The sequence below is a fragment of the Geodermatophilus sp. URMC 63 genome, assembly GCF_053502565.1.
On sequence record NZ_CP199956.1, the window covers coordinates 3,155,064 to 3,176,904 of the forward strand.

General features: G+C 75.6%; 16 protein-coding genes and 1 pseudogene. 7 read left to right on the forward strand and 10 right to left on the reverse strand.

What is annotated here, in order from left to right; genetic code table 11:
• Nucleotides 1-56 precede the first annotated feature (56 nt).
• From ACWIZO_RS15540 to ACWIZO_RS15560, 5 genes are all read right to left on the reverse strand, one after another.
• Nucleotides 57-719 carry a Crp/Fnr family transcriptional regulator gene (locus ACWIZO_RS15540; protein WP_448638548.1) on the reverse strand — a complete coding sequence of 221 codons (663 nt, stop codon included), beginning with the start codon at nucleotides 717-719 and terminating at the stop codon, nucleotides 57-59.
• Nucleotides 720-852: 133 nt separating this feature from the next.
• Nucleotides 853-2,649 carry a Dyp-type peroxidase gene (locus ACWIZO_RS15545; RefSeq protein ID WP_448638549.1) on the reverse strand — a complete coding sequence of 599 codons (1,797 nt, stop codon included), beginning with the start codon at nucleotides 2,647-2,649 and terminating at the stop codon, nucleotides 853-855.
• 58 nt (nucleotides 2,650-2,707) lie between these two features.
• Nucleotides 2,708-3,157 carry a hypothetical protein gene (locus ACWIZO_RS15550; protein ID WP_448638550.1) on the reverse strand — a complete coding sequence of 150 codons (450 nt, stop codon included), beginning with the start codon at nucleotides 3,155-3,157 and terminating at the stop codon, nucleotides 2,708-2,710.
• Nucleotides 3,158-3,233: 76 nt separating this feature from the next.
• Entirely contained in the window at nucleotides 3,234-6,401 is a 3,168-nt protein-coding gene (locus ACWIZO_RS15555; protein WP_448638551.1) for an ATP-binding protein, read from the reverse strand.
• 273 nt (nucleotides 6,402-6,674) lie between these two features.
• Nucleotides 6,675-8,195, reverse strand: coding sequence for a M6 family metalloprotease domain-containing protein (locus tag ACWIZO_RS15560; protein WP_448638552.1), 1,521 nt, complete (start codon nucleotides 8,193-8,195; stop codon nucleotides 6,675-6,677).
• 1,804 nt (nucleotides 8,196-9,999) lie between these two features.
• Here ACWIZO_RS15560 and ACWIZO_RS15565 point away from each other — a divergent pair.
• Nucleotides 10,000-10,914, forward strand: a complete 915-nt coding sequence (locus ACWIZO_RS15565; RefSeq protein WP_448638553.1) for a DUF222 domain-containing protein — start codon at nucleotides 10,000-10,002, stop codon at nucleotides 10,912-10,914.
• A 60-nt stretch (nucleotides 10,915-10,974) separates the two neighbouring features.
• On the opposite strand, the gene ACWIZO_RS15570 is transcribed toward ACWIZO_RS15565, so the two are convergent.
• Entirely contained in the window at nucleotides 10,975-11,472 is a 498-nt protein-coding gene (locus ACWIZO_RS15570) for a nucleoside deaminase (RefSeq protein WP_448638554.1), read from the reverse strand.
• A 162-nt stretch (nucleotides 11,473-11,634) separates the two neighbouring features.
• Between ACWIZO_RS15570 and ACWIZO_RS15575 the strand changes: the two genes are divergently transcribed.
• The gene (locus tag ACWIZO_RS15575) at nucleotides 11,635-12,243 is read left to right on the forward strand and encodes a TetR/AcrR family transcriptional regulator (RefSeq protein ID WP_448638555.1); all 609 of its coding nucleotides are present in this window, start codon (nucleotides 11,635-11,637) and stop codon (nucleotides 12,241-12,243) included.
• A complete protein-coding gene (locus ACWIZO_RS15580) occupies nucleotides 12,240-13,196 on the forward strand; it encodes a DMT family transporter (protein ID WP_448638556.1) in 957 nt (318 codons plus the stop codon). The genes ACWIZO_RS15575 and ACWIZO_RS15580 overlap by 4 nt, the downstream gene beginning before the upstream one ends.
• 118 nt (nucleotides 13,197-13,314) lie before the next feature.
• Here ACWIZO_RS15580 and ACWIZO_RS15585 read toward each other — a convergent pair whose 3' ends face one another.
• Nucleotides 13,315-15,312, reverse strand: a complete 1,998-nt coding sequence (locus ACWIZO_RS15585) for a hypothetical protein (protein WP_448638557.1) — start codon at nucleotides 15,310-15,312, stop codon at nucleotides 13,315-13,317.
• A 289-nt stretch (nucleotides 15,313-15,601) separates the two neighbouring features.
• The gene (locus ACWIZO_RS15590) at nucleotides 15,602-15,904 is read right to left on the reverse strand and encodes a hypothetical protein (protein WP_448638558.1); all 303 of its coding nucleotides are present in this window, start codon (nucleotides 15,902-15,904) and stop codon (nucleotides 15,602-15,604) included.
• 206 nt (nucleotides 15,905-16,110) lie between these two features.
• On the opposite strand from ACWIZO_RS15590, the gene ACWIZO_RS15595 reads away from it, so the two are divergent.
• The 3 genes and pseudogenes from ACWIZO_RS15595 to ACWIZO_RS15605 all read left to right on the forward strand — a co-directional run.
• Nucleotides 16,111-16,959 (forward strand): hypothetical protein, encoded by an 849-nt coding sequence (locus tag ACWIZO_RS15595; protein WP_448638559.1) that lies wholly within the window; start codon nucleotides 16,111-16,113, stop codon nucleotides 16,957-16,959.
• Nucleotides 16,960-17,125: 166 nt separating this feature from the next.
• Nucleotides 17,126-18,448, forward strand: coding sequence for an aspartate aminotransferase family protein (locus tag ACWIZO_RS15600; protein WP_448638560.1), 1,323 nt, complete (start codon nucleotides 17,126-17,128; stop codon nucleotides 18,446-18,448).
• A gap of 53 nt (nucleotides 18,449-18,501) precedes the next feature.
• A pseudogene (locus ACWIZO_RS15605) lies at nucleotides 18,502-18,639 on the forward strand (hypothetical protein); the annotation flags it as partial.
• A 198-nt stretch (nucleotides 18,640-18,837) separates the two neighbouring features.
• Here ACWIZO_RS15605 and ACWIZO_RS15610 read toward each other — a convergent pair.
• The gene (locus ACWIZO_RS15610) at nucleotides 18,838-20,091 is read right to left on the reverse strand and encodes an amidohydrolase (protein ID WP_448638561.1); all 1,254 of its coding nucleotides are present in this window, start codon (nucleotides 20,089-20,091) and stop codon (nucleotides 18,838-18,840) included.
• A gap of 98 nt (nucleotides 20,092-20,189) precedes the next feature.
• Here ACWIZO_RS15610 and ACWIZO_RS15615 point away from each other — a divergent pair, with 98 nt between their 5' ends.
• A complete protein-coding gene (locus ACWIZO_RS15615) occupies nucleotides 20,190-21,161 on the forward strand; it encodes a universal stress protein (protein WP_448638562.1) in 972 nt (323 codons plus the stop codon).
• Here ACWIZO_RS15615 and ACWIZO_RS15620 read toward each other — a convergent pair.
• Nucleotides 21,124-21,711 carry a metal-dependent hydrolase gene (locus ACWIZO_RS15620; protein ID WP_448638563.1) on the reverse strand — a complete coding sequence of 196 codons (588 nt, stop codon included), beginning with the start codon at nucleotides 21,709-21,711 and terminating at the stop codon, nucleotides 21,124-21,126. The genes ACWIZO_RS15615 and ACWIZO_RS15620 overlap by 38 nt on opposite strands.
• Nucleotides 21,712-21,841: the final 130 nt, after the last annotated feature.

Here is a 21,841-nt window from a genome sequence, read left to right on the forward strand (position 1 = left end):
TGCGGCCCGACGCCCCGGGACCGGTCACCGGCCCGGCCACGACGGGCCGCGGTGCCTCACCGGCCGGCGCGGCGGCGCAGCGCGGCAGGGTCCCGGAGCACGATCACGCGGCCGTGCACCGAGATCAGGCCCCGGGTCGCGAACACCTGCAGGACCCGGTTGACCGCCGGACGGGTGGCTCCCACCATCGCGGCGATGTCGGACTGCGACAGCCCGACGTCGAGCACCGTGTGCTCGTCGTCCTGCGCGTGGCGCTGGGCGAGCTGCAGCAGGACCTCCGCGACACGACCGGCCAGGTCGAGGAAGACCAGCCCGCCGGTCTGCTCGGTCAGCCGGCGGACCAGCTGCCCGAGTAGGCGCAGGACGGCGTCGAGGACCTCCGGGTGGGCCATCGCCTCCTGCACGGCCGCCCGCGGCAGCATCAGGACGGTCGTCGGCTCGACGGCGACGATCGACGCCGAGCGCGGCAGGCCGTCGAGGAGGGCGAGCTCGCCGGCGGTGTCGTGGGGGCCCAGGGTGACGAGCACGGCCTCCTCGCCCCGCTCCGACGTCAGCACGACCTTGGCCAGGCCCTCGCCGATGACGACCAGGTGGTCCCCGGGGTCGCCCTGGTACCAGAGGTACTGCCCCCGGCCGTAGGTCCGCTGCCTGCTCGCCGCGGCCAGGTCCGTGAGCGAGGGACCGTCGAGCGCGCTGAAGACCGGCGTCGCTCCCAGCACGTCCGCTGCCTCCTGCGCGGTGAACCGCGGCCTCACGACGCGGTCCCCGATCCCCGGGACGGACCGTGCACGCGAGCACGGTACTGCCGATCGGGCTCGGCGGGCCGCGGTCCGCCCCTGGCCGCGGGAGTGGTCAGAGGCTGCGCAGGAAGGCCAGCGAGGGCGTGAAGAAGTACTCGCCGCCCTTGAGCGTGACCGCCTGGGGGATCGCGGGGGCCGTCCGGGTGGCTGCGGCGTCCCAGATCGGCGGCCAGGTCCCGTCCGCCCGAGTTCCCTGGCCGATCACCGGGTCACGGCCGGGTCCGGCACCTCCAGCAGCACCGCGGGCGGGGCCCGGGAAGCGGGCGTCGTTGGCCCACTGCTGTTGCACGAAGTCGAACTGCTGACGGGGCTCGGCGTTGAAGGCCATGAAGAGCAACCCGACCCCGCCGGTGGGGCGGCTGCTGGGAGGCAGGTCGGCGACGAGGTCGTCGGTGCGCCGGCCGTAGGTCTGCCCCCGCCGGGCCATGAGGTGTACCCGCTCCTGCCGTGCGCCCCTGGCGGAGCCTCGGGGATTGACCTTGCGGATGTGGGCCTGGAACGGGCACCGCCGCCCCGCGGCATCCGCGGCGTAGTCGAAGTCGTTGCTGCCGCGCCCGGTGGGCCCGGGAGTCGGCCGGAGGGTGAGCGGCGTGCCGTCCTGGAAGCGGCCGACGAGCATCGCACCGGCGCGGTCGCGGTCGCAGCGGGCCAGTCCGAGCGCCCGGGCGAGGTCGTCCCCGGCCTGCTGGAACCGCCGCACGTCCTGCTCGAGCTTGCGGAACACGAGGTAGCTGCCGCAGTGCACGCGGGGGTCCGGCGCGGCGGAGTCCCGCACCAGGACGCGGCCGAGGGGGCACTCGGGGTCCCACACCAGCCAGCCTGGAGCGCTCTTCCTCGCCGCCGCGACGTCCTCGGTCAGGAACAGCGGCTGACTGATCCCGTCGACGTACCCGAAGTGCTCGACGGCGGCGCCGGAGGCGTTGCGCTGCCCCAGCCCGGTCTCTCGGCCCAGGATGGCGGTCGAACCCCTGACCAGGTTGAGGACCTGGTTGCGGGCTGCCGCCATCCCTCCCTGGGTCGCATCACCGATGAGGACGACGGCGTGGATCTCCTCCCGGTACGGCGGCTCCCAGGTCGAGACGGGCGGGTCGTGCAGGGCGTCCCGGCCGGCCGGGTCCTTCATGCCGCGGGTGAACGACGCGTCGCCGGGGATCCGCTCGGGGTCGACGCCGAGCGCCCGGTAGGCGGCGTGGGTCAGCCCGACGCCGACGTACGGGGTGCCCGGCGTCCCGGTCGCCCTGAACTCCTCGACCTCCCGGAGGTGCTGCCTGGCCGACTTCACCAGCGGAGCGATCGCCCGCAGGAAGGTCCTGCCCTCGACCGGGTTGCCGAACCGCAGGAGGAGCACGGACAGGTGCTCGCGCACGTGCGGGTGGACGATGTTGGACTGGAGCTCGTCGAGCATGGCGGCCGCGTCCCCGGTGGCGGTCTTCCACGACAGCGTGCGGCCGAGATCGAGCGTGCCGTCGGGGGAGCGGGCCGACGCGCCGGAGGTCAGGCGGATGGCGCTGTCGGACCACCAGTGCGACTCGGCCGAGCCGTCGTCCCGGGTCAGGACCGCCAGCGCCGTCGCGGTCGCCGGGCCGGCCCCCAGCTCCCCGTGCACGGCGTCCGCCCTCGTCCTCCACCGTGCACCGCCGCTGTTCCTGGCGGCTGCGCTGTCGAAGCGGGCGCCGGCCAGGACGGCCGTGGCGGCACCGCCCGTCCCGTCCCCGCGCGTCTGCCAGAGCCAGACGTGCAGCTCGGACAGCCTCCGGCCACCGGCGAGCTCGAGCCGGCCCTGGAGCCAGACGTCCCCCTGGGCGTCGATCTCCAGCACCGGGTCGAGGTCACCGCCGGCGATCGTCATCGCGTCGCCGCCCGGGCGTCGGATCGGTGGTGGGAGAGGTCGGCCGCCTCCGCGGGTGTCATCCGTTCTTGAGGATGTTGACGAGTGTCTGCCGGACGATCCGGTTCAACAGGGCGTTCACGTCGTCCCCGGAGGAGCCCACGGTCGTGGTCGGGGTCAGACTGATGTTGCTGTGGGACCACCAGTAGGGGAACGTCGACCCGTCCGCTCGTTCCAGGACCGCCAGCGCCATCCCGGTCGCCGGCCCAGCCCGGAACGTGCCGTGTTGCGGCTGCACCGTCGTCTCCCACACCGGACCAGCCCCCGGCGCATCGGCGCTGCGCAGGTCTTGATGGTCCAGGACGGCGGTGGCGGCAGCTCCCCGCCCGTCGCCGTCCGACTGCCAGAGCCAGACGTACATCTGCAGCAGTCTCTGGCCCTCTTCGAGCCCGATGGGTCCGCGGAGCCGCACCCCCTCCGCCCCGATCGTCAGCTCCCGCTCGAAGTTGCCCCCGGCCTGGTTGGTCATCACGTCACCGCCCATCCCGAGCCACGCGGCTCATCGGTGTCCCCCGGGCGCGGCGGATCCGCGCACGGCATCGCTGTCACGTCGTCCCGTCCAGTTCGGCGAGCCGGCGTCGGGTCGCGGCCGCGGAGACGACGTTCCCCTTCGCCTCGTACAGGTGCAGCGCTCCGGACGCCGCGGTGACGGCCTCCTCGCCCCTGCGGGCGGCCTCGAGCACGTGCGACAGGTCGAGCAGCGCGTCGGCCCGGTGGTTGAGGAAGTCGGTCGCCTCCGCGAGAGCCACCGCCTCGCGCGCCAGCGCCTCGGCCTCGTGGAGCTCCGCCCGCCTGGTCAGCAGGCGCGCGCGGACCCCGCGCCAGAGCACCTGCGACAGCAGGTCGGTGGGCCCGGCCAGCCGGGCGCTGAGGTCGGCGTGCTCCTCGGCCTCCCGGTCGCGGCCCTGCTCCAGGAGCGCCCGCGCGAGGAAGGCGGCCGTCGTCGGGAGGAACATCCGTTCCCCGATCTCCTCCAGCGCGCGACACCCCGCGCGCAGGCTCTCCTCGGCCGTTGCGGGGTCGCCCGCGAGCAGCTCGACGACGGCTTCGTTCTGGGACGTCGCCGCGTTCAGGGTCAGGCCGAGGTCGGCATAGGCGGCGTTGCTGGTGGCCAGCAGCCGACGGGCGAGGTCGAAGCGGCCGAGCATCGCGTGCAGGCCGGCGAGGTGACGGAGGACCGCCGCCTCGGACTCGGGGCTGTCGCGCACCTCCGCGCGCATCGCCTCGCAGCGGCGCACCCCCTCACCGGCGGGGGTCGGACCGAAGAACAGCGAGGACGCCACCCACGTCAGGATCTCGTTGCGCACGTGACGGTCCCCGGCCGCGTGTGCGTGCGCGGCCGCGCGCTCCCACGCCTCGGCCGCTGCCTCGGCACGGGCCTCGTTCCAGTGCAGCCAGGCCTCCAGCCGCCGCGCGCGGCACAGGCCGAGGTCGTCCGCGCACCGCTCGAAGACCGGGATCACCCGGGCCATCGCCCGGGCGGCCTCCTCGCTGCCGCCGTCCTCGACGTGGAGGAGCCGGAGGAACTGCTGCTGGACCAGCACGTGCGACGCCGCGCACGGGTCGTCGCCGGCGGCGGCCAGCCGCTGCGCCTCGTCGAGCACGCGTTCGGCCTGGACCAGCCGGCCGCACTCGGTCATCGCGGCGCCGAGCTCGGTGAGCACCAGGGGCCGTCTCCGGTCCTCGGTCCGGAGCAGTTCCGTCACCCGCTCGAGGAGGCCGATCCCCGCCGGCAGGTCGCTGCGGGCGAGTGCCCGCCGTCCGGCCGCCTCGAGCCGCTCGGACGCCCGTGCGGCCAGGGAGGCGGCGCGCGCGTCGCGCGGGCCGAGAGCCACGCGGTTCCGGAAGGCCTGCTCGAGGTGGTAGCCGACGATCTCCTCGAACTCCCCCAGGCGCGAGCGGTCGTCGGCCATGGCCTCGAGCCAGCCCGCGTAGCGCTCGTGCATCTCGGCCCGCGCGTTCTTGGGCAGGGAGCGGTAGGCGGCGTCACGGATCAGGCCGTGACGGAAGCGGTAGGCCTCCTCACCGGCGAAGTCGGCCGGGTTCCGGCGGACCAGGCCCCGCTGGACCAGCGTCCGCAGGCTGTCCTCGAGGGCCCTGCCGGGTGCGGGGGAGGCGAGCTCGCCGACCGGGCCCCGGTGGAACACCACACCCTCGACCGCCGCCGCCGTCAGGATCGCCCGCAGGTCGGCCGGCAGGCTCTCGAGCCGGGCGGCGAGCAGGGCGTGGATCGTCGACGGCACGGGCAGGTCGGAGAGGTCCGACGGCACGACCCAGCGGCCGTCCTCGCGCGTGAGCCGTCCCTCGTCGACGAGCATCGCCACGAGCTCCTCCGCGAAGAGCGCGTTGCCCTCCGCCGAGCCCGCGATCAGCGACGCCGCGGCGGGCGGCAGCGGGGCGCCGCCGAGCAGGTGGGACACCAGCGCGCGGCACTCCGCCTCGTCGAGGGGCTCGAGCGCGATCGACGTCGCGTCGACCGCGCCCCGTCCCCATCCCGGGCGGGTCTCCAGCAGCTCCCCCCGGGCGATGCAGACGAGCAGGATCGGCAGGCCGCGGGAGAACTCCGCGACGTGCTCGACCAGGTCGAGGAAGGTCGGCTCGGCCCAGTGCAGGTCGTCCACCACGACGACGAGCGGTCCCGCCCGCGCGAGCGCCTCGAAGAGCCTGCGGACCGCCCAGAAGGTCTCCTCGCTCGTCCCCCCGGCCGCGCCGCCGAGCCCGAGCGCCCCGGCCACGCGCTGGGCGATCAGCTCGGCCTTGTCCTCCCCGGCGAGCTCACCCGTGGCCAGCCGCGCGGCGATCGTGGCCGCGGACTGTTCGCCGGGGTCCACGCCCCGGGCCCGCGCGATGTCGCGGACGATCTCGGCCAGGGGCCAGTAGGTGATGCCCTCGCCGTAGGGCAGGCAGCGACCGTGCAGGACCGTGACGTCCCCGGGCAGGTCCGCCGTGAACTCCTGCACGAGCCGCGACTTGCCCACGCCCGCGTCGCCGAGCACGGTCAGCAGACGGCACCTGCGCTGCCCGACCGTCTCGCCGAACACGCTGTCCAGCACGGCACGCGGTCCCCGGCGCCCGATGAAGGGCGACTCGAAGTGGCGCGCCAGGCCCGGGGCGTGGGCACGGGCCTGCACCACCGTCACGGCGTCGACCACCTGCCCGTGCTTGAGCGGGCGGCGGCCGCCCGGCCGGACGTCGACCGCGTCGCGCACGAGCCGCTGGGTGGACCTGCCGATCAGGATCTCGTCGGCCTCCGCCGCCTCCTCGAGGCGCTTGGCGACGGTCACGGCCTCCCCGGTGACGAACAGGTGTCCCCGCCGGTGGTCGCCGGCGATCACCTCGCCGGTGTTGACGCCGATCCGGCTGGCCAGCCGGACGCCCCAGCCGGCCTCGAGCTCGCCGTTGAGGACGGCGAGGGAGTCGCGCATCTCGACCGCCGCCCGCACCGCCCGCAGGGCGTCGTCCTCGTGGAGGGTCGGCACGCCGAACACCGCCATGATCGCGTCACCGATGTACTTCTCCACGGTTCCGCCGTGCTTCTCGACGACGGCGCTCATCTCACCGAAGTAGCGCTCGAGCAGGTTCCACAGCGCTTCCGGGTCGAGGGTGAGGCTCAGCCGCGACGAGTCCACGAGGTCGGAGAAGAGGATCGTGACCGTCTTGCGGACGCCCGGCGGCCGCGTCCCGTGTCCGACCGGGGCCGGCGGAGCCGTCATCGGCAGGACCGTACCGCTGTCGGCCCTCGCTCCAGGGGGTCCGAGGACGCGGGAACCGGTGCTCATCGCGGCTCCGGGGGAGGCCACGGCCCCGCGTGCGACGTCCCGTGCAGCGCACGCGTTCTCCCTCTCACCTGCCGACTCCCCCCTCGGGAGCGCAGACGCTAGGGAGGCGGACGTCACCGCCGCGTCACCGCCGCGTCACCGCCTCCCGGCGGGACGCGAGCCCGGCACGGGGACCACGGGCTCCGGGCACCGGTGCGGGACGCCCAGTCAGCTCTGGTTCCCCGTGGTGACGGTCATCTTCGGGCCCGGAGCGGAGACCGACTCGATCTCCAGCCCCGACGCGTCGCCGTCCCACCACCGGCTGTCCGGCGCGGTGGCGTTCCCGAACGCCGTGGCGTACGGGGCGCCGTACAGGTCGGAGGCGTCACCGGCGTTGCTCCGGTGCTCCAGGTCGAAGCGGCCGTCGGCCTGCTCCAGCGAGCACTCGTAGTGCTGCGCGGGCGTCATCTGCTCGAAGCTGTTGTCGCCGAGCTCGTCGACGTGCCAGATGACCAGGCCGGCGTCCGGGAGCGAGCGGTCCCGGCCCACCTGCTGCCGGTTCTCCAGGACGAAGTACTCGGTCGCGTTCCTGCGGTGCACGAGGAAGTCGTTCGTCCCGGCCTCGAGGGTGGACGTCGTGCCCGGGGTCAGGGCGGTGACCGAGGACGCCCAGCCCGAGGCCTGCTTGAGGTAGGCGCTGACCTGGACGGGGTTGACGTTCGACCCGCCGAAGCACATCAGGCAGTAGTGCCCGACGCCGTAGCCCTGCAGTGCCGGGTCGACGTCGTAGTCGTACAGGTCGGGGTAGTCGCAGATCATGTGGCCGTTCTCGTGGCAGAACGTCCGCAGCGTCAGCCGGTCGCCGAGGTCGGTGATCTGGTAGTCGTAGAGCTGCGCCGTCGGCGTCACGGGGTAGCCGTGCTCCAGGTGCCAGGAGTGCGGCCACAGCCCCTTGGCCCAGTTGTTGACGCGGGTGCCCGTGTAGAAGACGTTGAGCGCCCGCACGAACCCGGCGTCGTCGGTCGTGAGCGGCGAGAAGTCGAACCCGCCCGCCACCAGGTCGTCGAGTGCCTCGGTGATCAGCTCCCACGTCCGCAGCGGCTGCTCGACCGTCTCGTCGGTGTAGTAGGCCCGCTCGTGCTTCGCGGTGTAGTAGGCCGTGACCACGTTGGTGTAGGTCAGCTTCCCGCCCGACACGTCGGCGAAGTAGTCGCGGACGGACCCGTTGTTGCCGAACTCCGCGTACCCCGCCAGGTTGCAGAAGTCGTCGACCTGCCGGCGGGTGATCGTGGCCGGCACGTCGGGGAACGCCACGAGCAGGCACAGGCCGACGTAGTTGCCGGTCGTCTCCTCGTGGGGAGGCGCCGGCACCGGGCCCTCCTGCGCGGCCCGGGCGCTGCGTGCCCGCCGCTGCTCGCGGCGGGCCTCCCACCGCGGCCGCTCGGCGGCCGCGGCGAGGGCCGCCCGGGGCAGGGCGCCCCTCGCCTCCCGCCGGGGGCGGGTGTGCCGGGGCAGGTCGAGCCGGGCGGGGTCCACGGCGCCGACCCGGTCGGTCGTGGGGAGGAGCTCCTGCTCGTCGGGCGACAGCGTCGCGTAGTGCCAGAACCCGCTGTCGGGGTCCTGCACGACGGTGTACCCGTCGAGGGTCTCGAAGACCGCGGCGAACTGGTTGCCCCAGGCGCGCACTGCCAGCTCGGTGCCGTCGGGGTCGTGCAGGGTGATCCGGTCGCCGTCGTAGGGGAGGGGCATGCTCTCGCTCCGTCGTCGTCGGGGTGCGCGGCGGCCGGTCCGGCCGCCGCGAGGCGCTCGCCTGACAGAGCTCCGGCGCCGCCTCCTGATACGCCCGGTGGCGCGGGCCGGCGGCCGGTCCGCGCCGTCTCAGCCGGTGAACGACCTCGCCGTCACCTGGACGCCGGTCTGCCGGTCGGCGAGCGTGCGGCAGCTGCGGTTCGGGGACTGGTAGGGCCGGTCCTGGAGCTTCCCACAGCAGCGGGGCCTGCCCGGGCTCCTGGGCGCCCACGAGGTGGCAGAGCCGGCGGCTCACGACGTCCTCCGAGCGGATCCGGGTCAGGCCGCGGTCGCCCGACCGCATGACGGTCGTCCACTCGCCGTCGGCGCTGAGGACGTTGCCGACGACGAGGTGCTGCTCCGAGCCCTCCTGGTACCCGACCAGCTCGACCGGCGTCCACGGCCGGGTCAGCGTGCCGAGCAGGACCCACAACACGGCGACGACGAAGAAGACCGGTGTGCCGAGGAGGGGGGAGCGGCTCAGCGAGGCCCAGCGGCTCCGCCACCGCGGGCGGTGCTCCTGCGCGTCGGGACCGGTCCGCGCCACGACGCGGGGTGCGCGGGCCACGACGAGGAAGGCGAGGAACGCCAGCGTGCAGGTGAGCAGCGGACGCACCGGCGAGAGCAGCGCCGCGAACGCCGCGAGGCCCAGCATCGCGGCTCCCTCCCAGGTCCAGGCACCCGACCTCCGTCGTACCCGGTGGGCGCCGTACGCGAGAGCGAGCGCGGCCAGCAGGAGGACCCAGTAGGCGTAGGACATGAGGCTGCCCAGCAGGACCGTCAGCGGGGCCGTGGTCAGGAGCGCCGCCCCGGTCGTGAGGGAAAAGTGACCCACCGCGTAGCTCTTCACCAGCGCGAAGCCGGTGAGCAGGACGGCGCCCACGATGCTCAGGTGGGCCGCGTCCTGGAGGAGGGACGCGTGCTCCTCGGCCGTCCGCTCCCGCGTGTCCCCGCTCCCTGGCCCGGGTCCGCCGGTCATGGGACCCCCTCGGTCCGACGGGACCGGGACGTGGTCGTCCGGAGCCCCGGACCGCGATCGTCGACCCGGGTCGTCATGACCTCGTCACGGCAGCGTCACGGCACCGCCGGTGCCCGGCAGCAGCACCGGGCACGGCCGCGTGCCCGGGCCGCGCCCGCAGTTCCGCGGCCTGCTCGAACACCTCGGCCCGCAGTCCGCGCTCCCGCAGCGCGAGAGCCAGGGACAGGCCCCGATGCCGGCTCCGACGATCGCCCTCCGGAGGTCGGTGTCCCTCGTGTCGGGCGACCCAGCCGCGTCGGCACCGGCTGGCACCGGCCGTGCGGCCCGGCACCGCCGGCCTGCCGCCGGTCGCCGGAGGTCGCGCCCCGGGACTGTCCGTCTTCACGCGGCGGTGGCCCTCGCTGGAAGCGCCTGGGGGCGCTGTCAGCCCCCTGACCTGCGATTTCAGGTGGACGGAGCGCGTGGGCTCAGGTGGTCTTCGTACATGTGTTCGGGTGGTTCGCTGGGCGGTGACGCGCTGGACGACGTCGCCGCGCTGGACGACGTCGCCGCGCTGGTCGCCGAGCGCAACCGCCTCGAGGCGCGGTTTGACCCGCCGGGTGCGGGAGGCGGAGCTGTCGCAGGCGCCCGAACGCGACGGGCTGAAGAGCACGGCTGCCTGGTTGCGGGGGCACTGCCGGCTGTCGGCGGCCGAGGCCGCCCGGCTGGTGCGCACCCTGGCGCACTCTGGCGCACCTGCCGGCGCTGGCCGAGGCCCACGACGCCGGGCTGGTCAGCGCCGAGCAGGTGGCCGCGGTGGCCCGCATCGTGACGCCGGAGCGGCTGGCGGCGGCCGCGGCCGCCGGGGTGGACCTGGCCGTTCTCGACGCCGTGTTCACCGGGGTCGCCGTCGAGCAGCCCCACGCCGACTTCATGGCCGTGGTGCGGCACTACCTGGACCCCGACGGGCCCGAACCGGATCCCACCGACGGCCGCCGGCTGACCCTCGTCAGGCACGCCGACGGGTCGATCAGCATCCGCGGCGAGCTCGACGCGGTGGGTGAGGAGAAGGTGCATGCCGCCCTGGAGTCCCACGTGCAGGCCGACCGCCCGGCCGGGGATGAGCGCTGCCGCGCCCAGCGGCTGAGGGATGCATTCGTGCAGCGGGCCGACACCACCCTCGCCGCCGGCAGCCTGCCGGTGCTGCGCACCGTCAAGCCACACGTCGCCGTGGTCATCGACCTCGATGACCTGATCGACCCGACCGGGGGCCCGACGGCTGGGCGGATGGGGTTCGGGGCGGTGATCTCCGCCGCCCGCGCCCGCTGGATCGCCTGCGACGCCACCGTCTCCCGGGTCGTCATGGGCCCCGACGGGCACCCATCGACCTCGGCCGGGAGCAGCGCCTGGCCGACCGGTACCTGCGCCGGGCGGTGGAGCTGCGCGACGGCGGGTGCGTGTTCACCGGCTGCGACGCCCCCACCTGGTGGGCGGAGGTGCACCACCTGGTGCACTGGCTCGACGGCGGCCCCACCAACCTGGACAACTCCGCCCTGCTGTGCGAGCGGCACCACAGCAAGGTCCACCACGGCTTCCGCGTGGAGCGACAACCCGACGGATGTCGGCGCACCTGGCGCCCCGACGGTACCGAGATCCGCACCGGATCACCGCACCTGCACCCCGCGGCCTGATCGACGCCCCGGGGTGGTGCCGGCGCACTGACCCGGCCGACCGGGGAGATCCCGCGGGTGAGACCTCCCCGGTCGCTGCCGGCTGGCCGCCTCATGCCTCCTCGCCGATGTCCTCCCGCCACAACTGTGGGCGCTCGGCGAGCATCCGCTGCATGAGCGCGACGCAGTCGGGGTCGTCGAGGACGTCGACCCGGACGCCGTGCGACCGCAGCAGCTCCTCGGACTGGGAGAAGCTGCGGTTCTCGCCGATGACGATCCGCGGGATCTCGTAGAGCAGTGCTGTCCCCGCGCACATGTAGCAGGGCGAGAGCGTGGTGTAGAGGACGCTGCGGCGGTACACCGACGCCGGCAGCCGGCCCGCGCGCTCCACACAGTCGGTCTCGCCGTGCCGGATGGCGCTGTCCATCTGCACCCGCCGGTTCCTCCCCACTGCCAGCACGCGGCCGTCGTGGACGAGGGCCGCGCCGATCGGGACGCCGCCCTCCTCCCAGCCCAGCCGCGCCTGCTCCACCGCGAGACCGAGGAAGAAGCGGTCGCGCTCCTCGGGCGCGAGGTCGGGAGGCACGGCGGGCGGCTGGTCAGCGGTCACGGATCTCCTCGGGGTGCGGCCAGGGGTGAGGTGGAGGGCAGCATGCCCTGCCGCCGGATGCCCTGCCGCCGGGCGGCGCGCCGCGGCGGCCAGGCAACACCTCACGACCTTCGCACCGTACTGGGTAGACTGGTCTACCCAGTCAGCGGAGGAGGAGCTGTGGTGTCCGAGCAGACGAGGTCGGGACGCGGGTCGGCGCGGGCCCGGCTGCTGGCCGCGGCGGCCGAGTGCTTCTACGACCAGGGGGTCGGCGCGACCGGCATCGACACCATCACCGCCACGGCGGGGGTGGCGAAGATGAGCCTGTACAACAACTTCGCCGGCAAGGACGAGCTCGTGCTGGCCTATCTCGAGGCGCGGCACGAGGAGTGGCTCGACCTCTACCGCCACCGGCTGGCCGAGGCGACCGACGCCCTCGGCCGGGTGACGGCGGTGGTCGAGGCCTACGTCGACCACGCCGAGCGGGCCCACCGGCACGGCTTCCGCGGGTGCGGGCTGCTCAACGCGGCGGCCGAGCTGCCCGCTGGCGCCCCCGGACGGCAGCTGGTGCGCCGGCACAAGGAGGAGGTCGAGGCACTCCTGGCCGCCCACCTCGCCGAGGTCGACGGCGTGCCGGCCGGCCGCGTCGCCGACCTGGCCGAGGAGCTGTCGTTCCTGCTCGAGGGGGCGATGGCCCGGGCCGGGCTGGAGGGCGACTCCCGCCGGCTGCACCGCGTCCGCGACCTGGCCGTGCAGCTGGTCGACGCTGCCACCGACGCGGACGCCCGGTGAAGTACGGCGCCACCTACGGCAGCGCGTGCGTGCTGGCCGCGGCCGTGCTGTGGGGCACGACCGGCACCGCGGCGGCCCTGGCCCCCGGCGTCGGGTCCCTGGCGGTCGGTGCGGCGGCGATGGGCGTCGGCGGCCTGCTGCAGGCGGCAGCCGCGTCCCGCGTCGTGCGCGTGCACCGCGCCGCCCTGGCCGGGCAGTGGCCGACACTGGCCGTGTCCGCCGCCGCGGTGGCGGTGTACCCGCTGGCCTTCTACACCTCGATGCGCCTGGCCGGGGTCACCGTCGGCACGGTCGTGTCCATCGGCTCGGCGCCGGTGGCGGCCGCCCTCGTCGAGCGCGTCGTCGACCACCAGCTGCTGTCCCGCCGCTGGGCGCTCGGCGCCGCCGCCGGCGTCCTCGGCGTGCTCGCGCTGGCCCTCGCCCGCGCGGGCGAGCAGGGCGCGGCGAGCGCCGGCGCCGGTGCGCGGCCGGTGCTCGGCATCGGGCTCGGCCTGCTGGCCGGCCTGACCTACGCGGTGTACTCCTGGGGCGCGGCGCGGGTCATGCGCCGCGGACTGCCCTCCCGCCCCGTCATGGGCGCGGTGTTCGGCGCCGGCGGCGTCCTGCTGCTGCCGGTCCTGCTGCTCACCGGCGCACCCATCGTGGCGTCCTGGTCGAACCTCGCGGCCGTGGCCTACCTGGCCGTCGTGCCGATGTTCCTCGGCTACGTGCTGTTCGGCCGGGGCCTGGCCGCCGTCTCCGCCAGCACCGCCACCTCGCTCTCCCTGCTCGAACCCGCCGTCGCCGCGGTCGTCGCCGTCCTCGTACTGGGCGAACGACTACCGGCGCTGGGCTGGCTCGGCACGGCGGTCCTGCTCGCCGGCCTGGTCGTGCTCACCGCGCCGGCGCGCCGGCCGCGCCCGGACCCGGCGACCTCCCCGGCCCCGCCGCGCGCCGTCGATCCCGTCCCGTGACCGAGGCGTCGCGCCGGGCGGACAGCTCCTCGGCGGGTGCGCCGGCGGTCACCGACCCCCACCGTCGACCGGCCGGTCGATGGTGGGGGTCGGTGCAGGGGGGGTCGGGCCGGCCCGGTCAGCGGACCGGGACGGTCTCGGTGCGCAGCACGGTCGTCCGGGTGCCGGTGGTGGCGAGCAGCCGGACGGTGACCTCGTCGCCGGAGAGCTCGTCGGCCGGCACCGTCGTGGCGGGCTCGGTCAGGCCGACGGCGACCGTCCGCCAGCTCCCGCCGCCGTCCTCGCTCAGCTGCACGATGTAGCGCTGGTCGGCCGGGGCGTCCCCCGTGTCCCAGCGCACCTCCAGCGGCCTCCCGGGCCCGCCGGCACCAGCCGCCCGCGACGTCAGGAGCTCGCCGACGTCCCCGGTCTGCCCGCCGACGGCCTCGGCGGCCACCGGCTGCCCGTCGACGAGCAGCTCCACCCGCGCGGCTCCCTCCACCGAGGGGACGACGGAGTCGACGACGCCGGTCAGGTCGTCGTCGGGGTCCTCGCAGACGCTGGGCCGGAAGGTCACCGGTCGCTCGTCGAGGACCTCGCCGGCCGCGTCGCGGATGCGCACCGACACCCGCGCGGCGCCGTCGGCGGCCTCCGGGGTCCCAGCCCCGGTGCCCTCGGCCTCGTCGCCGCCTGCCGGGTCGTCGGGCAGCACCGAGACGATCGTGCCCTCGGCCCGGGTGAGGTCCAGCGCCGCCACGATCCGCATGCCCGCCCGCTCCTCTCCGCTCGCCGCACCCAGCGTCTCCGGCGCCGCGCCGCCCGCCGGCAGGGCGTCCTCCGCCACCAGCCGGGCGTGCACGCCGCCGTAGGTGAAGGAGCTCAGCCACTGGTTGTCGCAGTAGGTCATGACGTCGTGCGAGGTGGTACCCGCTAGCACCCGCAGGGGCAGGCCCAGGACGGGGTCCCCGACGTCGATGCCGACGAAGCGGTCGTCGGCGTCGGACAGCTGCCCGTTCGGGAACGGGTAGGGCGCGCCCCCGGCCGCGCCGCAGAACTCGGCGTGGAAGCGGCCGAGGGTGTGGGCGAGCTCGTGCCCGCCGTACCAGTCCCCGTAGGAGCCGTCGCCGTCCCACCCGAAGGTCGACGGCCCGGTGGGGCCGGAGGCGACGGTGCCCGGCTGAGGGGTCTGCGGGATGCCGGACGCCAGGCCGCGCATGAAGAAGCCGCTGTCGGCGACCATCCCGTAGTAGTGGGTGCGTGCGTCGGTCCCCGTGCTGACGTCGATCGCGCGCAACGCCAGGAGCTGGGCGTTGACCTGGGCCGCGCCGAACGGAGCCGCCGCGGTGGCGGTCACCGTCGACGAGCTCAGGTGCAGGCGGGAGATCGGGTAGGCGCGGCGCAGCCAGGAGGCGATCAGGGTCGTGTCGGTGGTGGACGGCTCGTGCGTCACCGGGGGCGTGCCCGTCGAGTAGCGGACCCGCACCAGGCGCATCCGCAGGGGCACCGGCGCGCCGAAGGTGACGGTGCGCGTGGTCAGGCCGGCCAGCGACGGCAGCGGGGAACCGGTGGTCCGCAGGACCTTCCCCATCCGCAGCCACAGCGGCCCGGGGCCCGTGTACTGCGCCGGCAGCAGGAAGTCCAGGCTGTAGGCCAGGTCCAGCCGGCGGGACCGCAGCTCGGCGAGTGAGGAGCCGCTGCGCGAGGGGTCCAGCTGGGCCGCGCCGAGGGAGGGCACCGACTGCCACGGGCCGTTCGCCGAGCGGGCGACGAGCAGCTCGCCGCGCACCGTCACCGCGGCGCGCGCGTAGCGCAGGTAGGCGCGGACCACCGTCGGCCGGTCGGCCACGAGCGGGACGGTGTGCGTCGGGTCCTGGATGCCCTGGGTGACCTCGAGCCCGTCGAGCTGCACCATCGGCGCGCGGGTGGGCGGCTGCGCCCGGGTCGCCGGGGGGGCCGCCTCGGAGGTGATGGCGCCGTCGAGGCGGGTCAGGAGCCGCTCGGTGACCGCAGGCTCGTCCTCCACCGTCGGGGTGCCGTTCCGCAGCACCTCCGTGACCGCGGCGTCCACCGTCCGGGCCAGCTCGACCTCCTCGCTCTCGGTGGTCGAGAGCCGGACCGGCTGCATGCTGCGTCCCATCGTGTCCTCCACTGTCGGTCGGTCTGACGGAGGTGAGAGGCGCGGCCGGCGCGGGGTGATACCGGCGTCGGCCGTGGGACGGGGCCGACCACCGGATGTCGTCGGTGTCGGTCAGCGGCGCCCCGGCCGGCGTCTGCGGGCCAGTCCCGACTGTCGACGTCCCGGACGGCGGCGGGGAACCGCAGGCCGGTGCGGGCCTCGAGCCCGGGCACCGGTCTCCCGGGGTAGGCCGGCGGTCGCGACCGCGCCACCTGACCGGCTCGGGGAGCCCGTGTGCGGTGAGCCGGGTTCACAGCCGCCAGCGGACCTCGACCCGGGTGACCGAGACCTCGACCCACGGTCCGGGAGGACGGGCCCCCAGCGCCTCCCGCGCCGCCTGCTCCACCACCTGGCGCGCGACCCCGGCGGCCCGCGCGGTGACCACCGCCGCGACCGCCACCGCCGACGCGGTGGCCAGCGACCCCGCGGCCGTGCGGCGGACCAGCGCCGGGAGCAGGGACCGCACCGCCGCCGGCACCGTCCTCCGGTCCGGCACCCGGCTCCCGTCCGCCCGGTACACGTCGCTGGGCTCGACCGGCTGCTGGTCGGTCACGGCGCCACCCCCTCCGTCCGGTCCTCGCCCGTCGCGGCGACGGGACACCTCCCGCTCCCGGGAACGGTTCCCTACCCTCGGGACGTGGGCAACATCGGCAAGGAAGTGCGCCGCATCGAGGTCCTGCCCGTGCCCGAGCCGGCACCCGAGCCGGCCGTGCCGGACCGTCCCGAGCCGCAGCCGGCGTCTCCCGCGGAGTAGCCGCGGTGGACCCCCAGGGTGGCTTCGAGCCGCAGGTGGGTCAGATCCGGGCACTGCGCACCTTCCGCATCGGCCCGGACGGCGTGCTGTACCCGCTCTTCTCGGACGACCCCTGGCACGACGGCGTCAACACCGCGCGCTGCCTGCAGGACCGCCCGCCGCACCCGAGCCCCGACCCGGACTGCACGTGCGGCTTCTACGCCTCCGGCCGGGAGGAGTGGGTCCGCGAGCACCCGCGCAGCCGCCACGTCCTCGCGGTGGTCTCCTGCTGGGGACGCGTCGTCGCGGGGACCCGTGGCCTCCGGGCCGAGCACTGCCGGATCGAGGCCCTGTGGCTGTCGGCCGCCGTCCCGGGAGAGCTCGTCGAGCGCGTCCGCCGCAACCATCCCACGGTGGCGGTGTACCGGGACCGGTCCCGCATGCTGGCCGCGCACCCGCCGACCGAGCTGGACTGCTACGAGCCGCCGGCCGCGGGGACCGGCCGGTCGGCCGGACGCCTGTGGTGGTCGGCCGCGGTCGCCGCGGCCGTGCTCGGCGTCCTCCCCGCTGCCCGGCTGGGCGGCTCCAGCAGCGCCGCGCTGCTGTCCGTCGTGCTGGGGACGGCCTTCGGGCTGGCGGCGCTGCCCCTCGCGCGGTCGGGGGCGGACGTCGGCTGGTCCGGCCGGCGCCTGCTCTGCCTGGGGACCTCGCTGTGGCTCTTCGCCGGCTTCCTGGGCGTCTTCGGTCTGGTGTTCGTGCGGCTGCCGCTGCTGCAGGTCGCGGCGGTCGCCGGGCTCCAGCACGCCTGCCTGCTCGCCGAGGGCCGCCGCATCCCGGCCGACGTCCCCGCACCGCGCCACGACGAGGCGCCCTGACCGCAGGCGCCGGTCACCGGGTGACGGCGGGCACCGGCCGCCCGCAGACTCGGGGCATCATCGGCCGTCCGACCCGAAGCCCCGAGGAGCCCGGGATGACCACCTCGATCGAGCAGCCCCCGGCCGGCGTGCCGGACGCGACGGCGGCCCGCGCCGCCGACCACCTGTGGATGCACTTCGCCCGCCAGGGCCGCCACCCGGAGATCCCGGTCCCGGTGGTCACCCGCGGCGAGGGCGCCCACATCTGGGACAACCGGGCCGGAAGATCCTCGACGGCCTGTCCGGGCTATTCGTCGTCCAGGTCGGGCACGGGCGCCGGGAGCTGGCCGAAGCGGCCGCTGAGCAGGCCGCCGAGCTGGCCTACTTCCCGGTGTGGGGCTACACCACGCCGGTGCAGGCCGAGCTCGCCGAGCGGCTCGCGCACCTGGCGCCCGGCGACCTCAACCGCGTCTTCTTCACCAGCGGCGGGGGAGAGGCGGTGGAGTCGGCGTGGAAGGCCGCCAAGCAGTACTTCAAGCTGATCGGCAAGCCGCAGAAGCACAAGGTGATCAGCCGCGCGGTGGCCTACCACGGCACCCCGCACGGCGCGCTGGCCATCACCGGGCTGCCGGCCATGAAGAAGGACTTCGAGCCGCTGGCCCCCGGCGGCTTCCGGGTGCCGAACACCAACCTCTACCGCCACCCCGAGTTCGCCGAGGACCCGAAGGCCTTCGGCCGCTGGGCCGCCGACCGGATCGAGGAGGCGATCCTCTTCGAGGGCGCCGACACCGTCGCCGCGGTGTTCCTCGAGCCGGTGCAGAACTCCGGCGGCTGCCTGACCCCGCCCCCGGGCTACTTCGACCGGGTCCGCGAGATCTGCGACGAGCACGACGTGCTCCTGGTCTCCGACGAGGTCATCTGCGCCTTCGGCCGGCACGGGACGACGTTCGCCTGCGAGAAGTTCGGCTACACGCCCGACCTGATCACCTGCGCCAAGGGGATGAGCTCCGGCTACGGCCCGATCGGCGCGATGATCGCCTCGGAGAGGGTCGTCGAGCCGTTCCTCCGCCCCGGTGTCGCGTTCCCGCACGGCTACACCTTCGGCGGCCACCCCGTGTCCGCCGCGGTGTCCCTGGCCAACCTCGACCTCATGGAGCGCGAGGGGCTCAACCAGCGGGTGCTGGACAACGAGGCGGCACTCGGCGCCACCCTGCGCAAGCTGCTGGACCTGCCGATCGTCGGCGACGTCCGCGGCGACGGGTACTTCTGGGCCGTCGAGCTGGTCAAGGACAAGGCCACCCGGCAGACCTTCGACGCCGCCGAGCGGGACCGCCTCGTGCGCGGCTTCCTGCCCGGCTCGCTGTTCGACAACGGCCTGTACTGCCGCCCCGACGACCGCGGCGACGTCGTCGTCCAGATCGCCCCGCCGCTCATCTGCGGCCAGGCGGAGTTCGACGTGATCGAGCAGGTCCTGCGGCACACGCTGACCGAGGCCCAGCAGCTCGTGTGACGCGGTGACCGCCGGCTCCCCCGGCCGGCCGGGGGAGCCCGTCACCGCCCCTGGTGGAACCGCCGGGTGACCGCCGAGGCGACGGTGTTGCCGGCCCTGGACCTCCTGGGCACGATCGCGCCCGGAACGGTGCGCTGACCGCGCTGAGCGTCGCCCGGCTCGACGTCGTCGGCGGCCTGGGCACGACCACCGCGATCGGGGGAGGCGTCGTCCGCGACGTCCTGCTCGGCGACGTGCCACCGGCCACGACCGGCGCCACCTGGCCGTCGCGGCGGTCCTGTGCTCCGGCATCCGCACGGTCGGCGTCCACCACGACCTGGACGCGCCGATGCGGCCCCGGGCCTTCGACGACCCGGGCCCGGACGACGACTGACCGCGCCGCCGGGGCGCTAGCCGGCCAGCCAGGCCAGCGCGCCGACGACCAGCGCCTGCGTGCCGGTGTCCAGGGTGGGCTGCAGGACCGGGGCGAAGCCGGCGGAGTGGTTGACCGGCACGTCCTGGGCGACCCGCCCGGCCGCCTCCGCCGCGCGGTACACCTCGGGGTCGGTCCCGCCGACGAACCAGTAGGTGGAGGGCACGCCCAGCGCGGCCGGGATGTCGCTGAAGTCCTCGCTGGCCGACTGCGGGCCTCCCGGCCCGGCCCGCTCGCCGAAGAAGTCGGCGAACGCGGCGGCCACCCGCTCGGTGACGGCGGGGTCGTTGTCGGTCAGCGGGAACCGGTCGAACAGCGCGAACTCCGGCTCCCGGGGGCAGCCCGACGCCTGGCACTCGGCCCGGACGATCCGCTCGACGGCGTCCAGGATCGCGCGGCGGGTCGCGTCGCTGAACGTGCGGACGTTGAGCAGCAGCACCGCGTGGTCAGGGATGACGTTGCTCTTGGTCCCGGCCCGGATGCTGCCGACGGTCAGCACCGCGGTCTCCCCGGGGGGCACCTCGCGGGAGACGACAGTCTGCAGCCGGACGACGATCACGGCGGCCAGGACGACCGGGTCGACGGCGGCCTGCGGCATCGAGCCGTGGGCGCCGCGCCCGTGCACGGTGACGCGCACGCTGTCGGCCGCCGACAGCACGGCGCCGGCGTGCGTGCGCACCTGCCCGGCGGGCCCGGCCACCACGTGCTGGGCCAGGGCCACCCGCGGGGTCGGCACCAGGTCGGCGAGCCCGGCCTCGACCATCCCGCGGGCGCCGTCGCCGGTCTCCTCCGCGGGCTGGAAGAGCGCGACCAGCGTCCCCGACCAGTGCCGCCTGCCCTCGGCGAGCAGCTGCGCGGCCCCGGCCAGGCAGGCCACGTGCGCGTCGTGGGCGCAGGCGTGCATCACCGGCACCTCGTCGCCGTCGGCGTCGGGAGCCGTGATCCGGCTGGCGTAGGGCAGCCCGGTCGCCTCGCGCACCGGGAGGGCGTCCATGTCCGCCCGCAGCAGCACCGTCGCGCCGTCGCCGTTGCGCAGGACGCCCACCACCCCGGTGCCGCCCACGCCCTCGTGCACCTCGAACCCGGCGGCACGCAGCCGGGCGGCCGCCAGCCCCGCGGTCCGGGTCTCCCGGTGGGAGAGCTCCGGGTGCCGGTGGAGGTCGCGGTAGAGCTCCTCCTGCCACGGCCGCGTCCGCTCCAGGCCGGCGAGGACGGACGACGCGGCGCTCATGGCCTCCCCCTGTCCGCGGACGACGGTCGGGCAGCTCCCGCGCCAGTGTGCGCGCAGGCCGCGGTCCGCGCCCGCGTGCCGGGTGCCGGTGGGCAGCGGTGGGTAGCCGCGGGGCCGGGACCGGGGACGACGCCCCGGACGGTCACCGGAGCGCCGCCCCGGGAGGAGGCGCGACGACGCAGCAGGGGCACGCCGTCGGCGAGGTCGTGGTCGGGGTCGACGGGTCCGACGAGGGCCGCCGGGCGCTGACGTGGGCTCTGTGCGAGGCCCGGCTGCGCGGGACGGCGGTGCGGGTGGTCACCGTGTGGGCGGGGCGTCGGCCGCCGGACGACGCGGACGGCGCGGACCGCTCCGGATCCGTCGCCCGGTTCGAGGCCGACGTCGTGGCCGGGATGCGTGCCGACGACGACGCGGCGGCCCGGGCCACGGGGACCACCGCGGTCCCGGTCGTCCCCGAGGTCCGGTACGGCCACCCCGCGAGGACGCTCATCGAGGTGGCCGGCGCCGACGGGCTGCTGGTCGTCGGCTCCCGCGGGCTGGGCGGCCTGCACGGCCGGCTGGTGGGCTCGGTCGGCCAGCAGTGCGCCCAGTACGCCGACGGCCCGGTCGTCGTCGTCCGCGGCGAGTCCCCGGCGGCCGGATCCGACGCGGGCGGGCGGGTCGTGGTGGGGGTGGACGGCTCGGCGGACTCGGTGACCGCGGCGCGGTCCGCCGCGGCCGAGGCCCGGCTGCGCGGCGCGCAGCTGCACGTGGTCCACGGCTGGATCGACACCGTGTCCGGCTACGGCGGGCCGCTGTGGGCCGTGCCGGACACCACGCTGCAGGAGGAGGCCGGGGCGACGCTGCAGCGGAGCCTGCGGGCCGCCGGACTCGACCGGCCCGGCGACCTGCGGGTGCGGGCGGAGGCGGTCCAGGGCGTCGAGCGCGACGTCCTGGTCGACGTCGCCGGGGGAGCCGACCTGCTGGTGGTGGGCTCGCGCGGCCGGTCCGGGTGGGCGGGCCTGCTGCTGGGCTCGGTCGGTCTGCACTGCGTCACCGCCGCCCCGTGTCCGGTCGCCGTGGTGCGGTGACCGCGGAGCGGCCGGGAGCGGCCGGGGGGTCCGTGGCGGGCGTCCGGACGGCGGCGAGCACGGCGCACGCGGCGACGACCCCCAGGTAGACCCCGTAGGGGAGCAGCACGGAGTCCACCCGCACGGGCCACGCCAGCGGCAGGCCCGGTCCCGTCGCCACGTCGCGCACGAAGTGCAGCAGCACGCCGACGCACAGCCCGGTCGCTGCGGTCCGCAGCCGCCGGCTGGCCACCGCGACCGCCGCCAGCGCGAGGACAGTGACCAGCGAGTGGGTGACCGGGCGCCCCTCGGGCGTGCTGGCCAGCGCTCCCCACAGGTACAGCGGCACGTGGTCGACGTCGATGGCGACCGCGCCGGCGAGGACCCACGGCAACGGCGACCGGGCCCGGAGTTCGGGCACCGCCCGCAGGACCAGCCAGGCGGTGAGCAGGTGCGCCGGCTCGTCGAGGACGCCCACGACGGCCAGCGACCACCACCGCGACGACGCGACGAGGTCCAGCACCGCGATCACCGACAGGGCCGCCAGCGGGGCCAGCACCCGACCGGGCACGGCAGGAGGGGAGATCCGCACCGCCGCATCCTCCCCGAGGCCGCGGACCGCACCGCGCGGACGGACCGGTCCACACCGACTTCCGGAACCGCCGTGGTAACCGGCGACCTCGTGCGTCACCTCTCCTGTG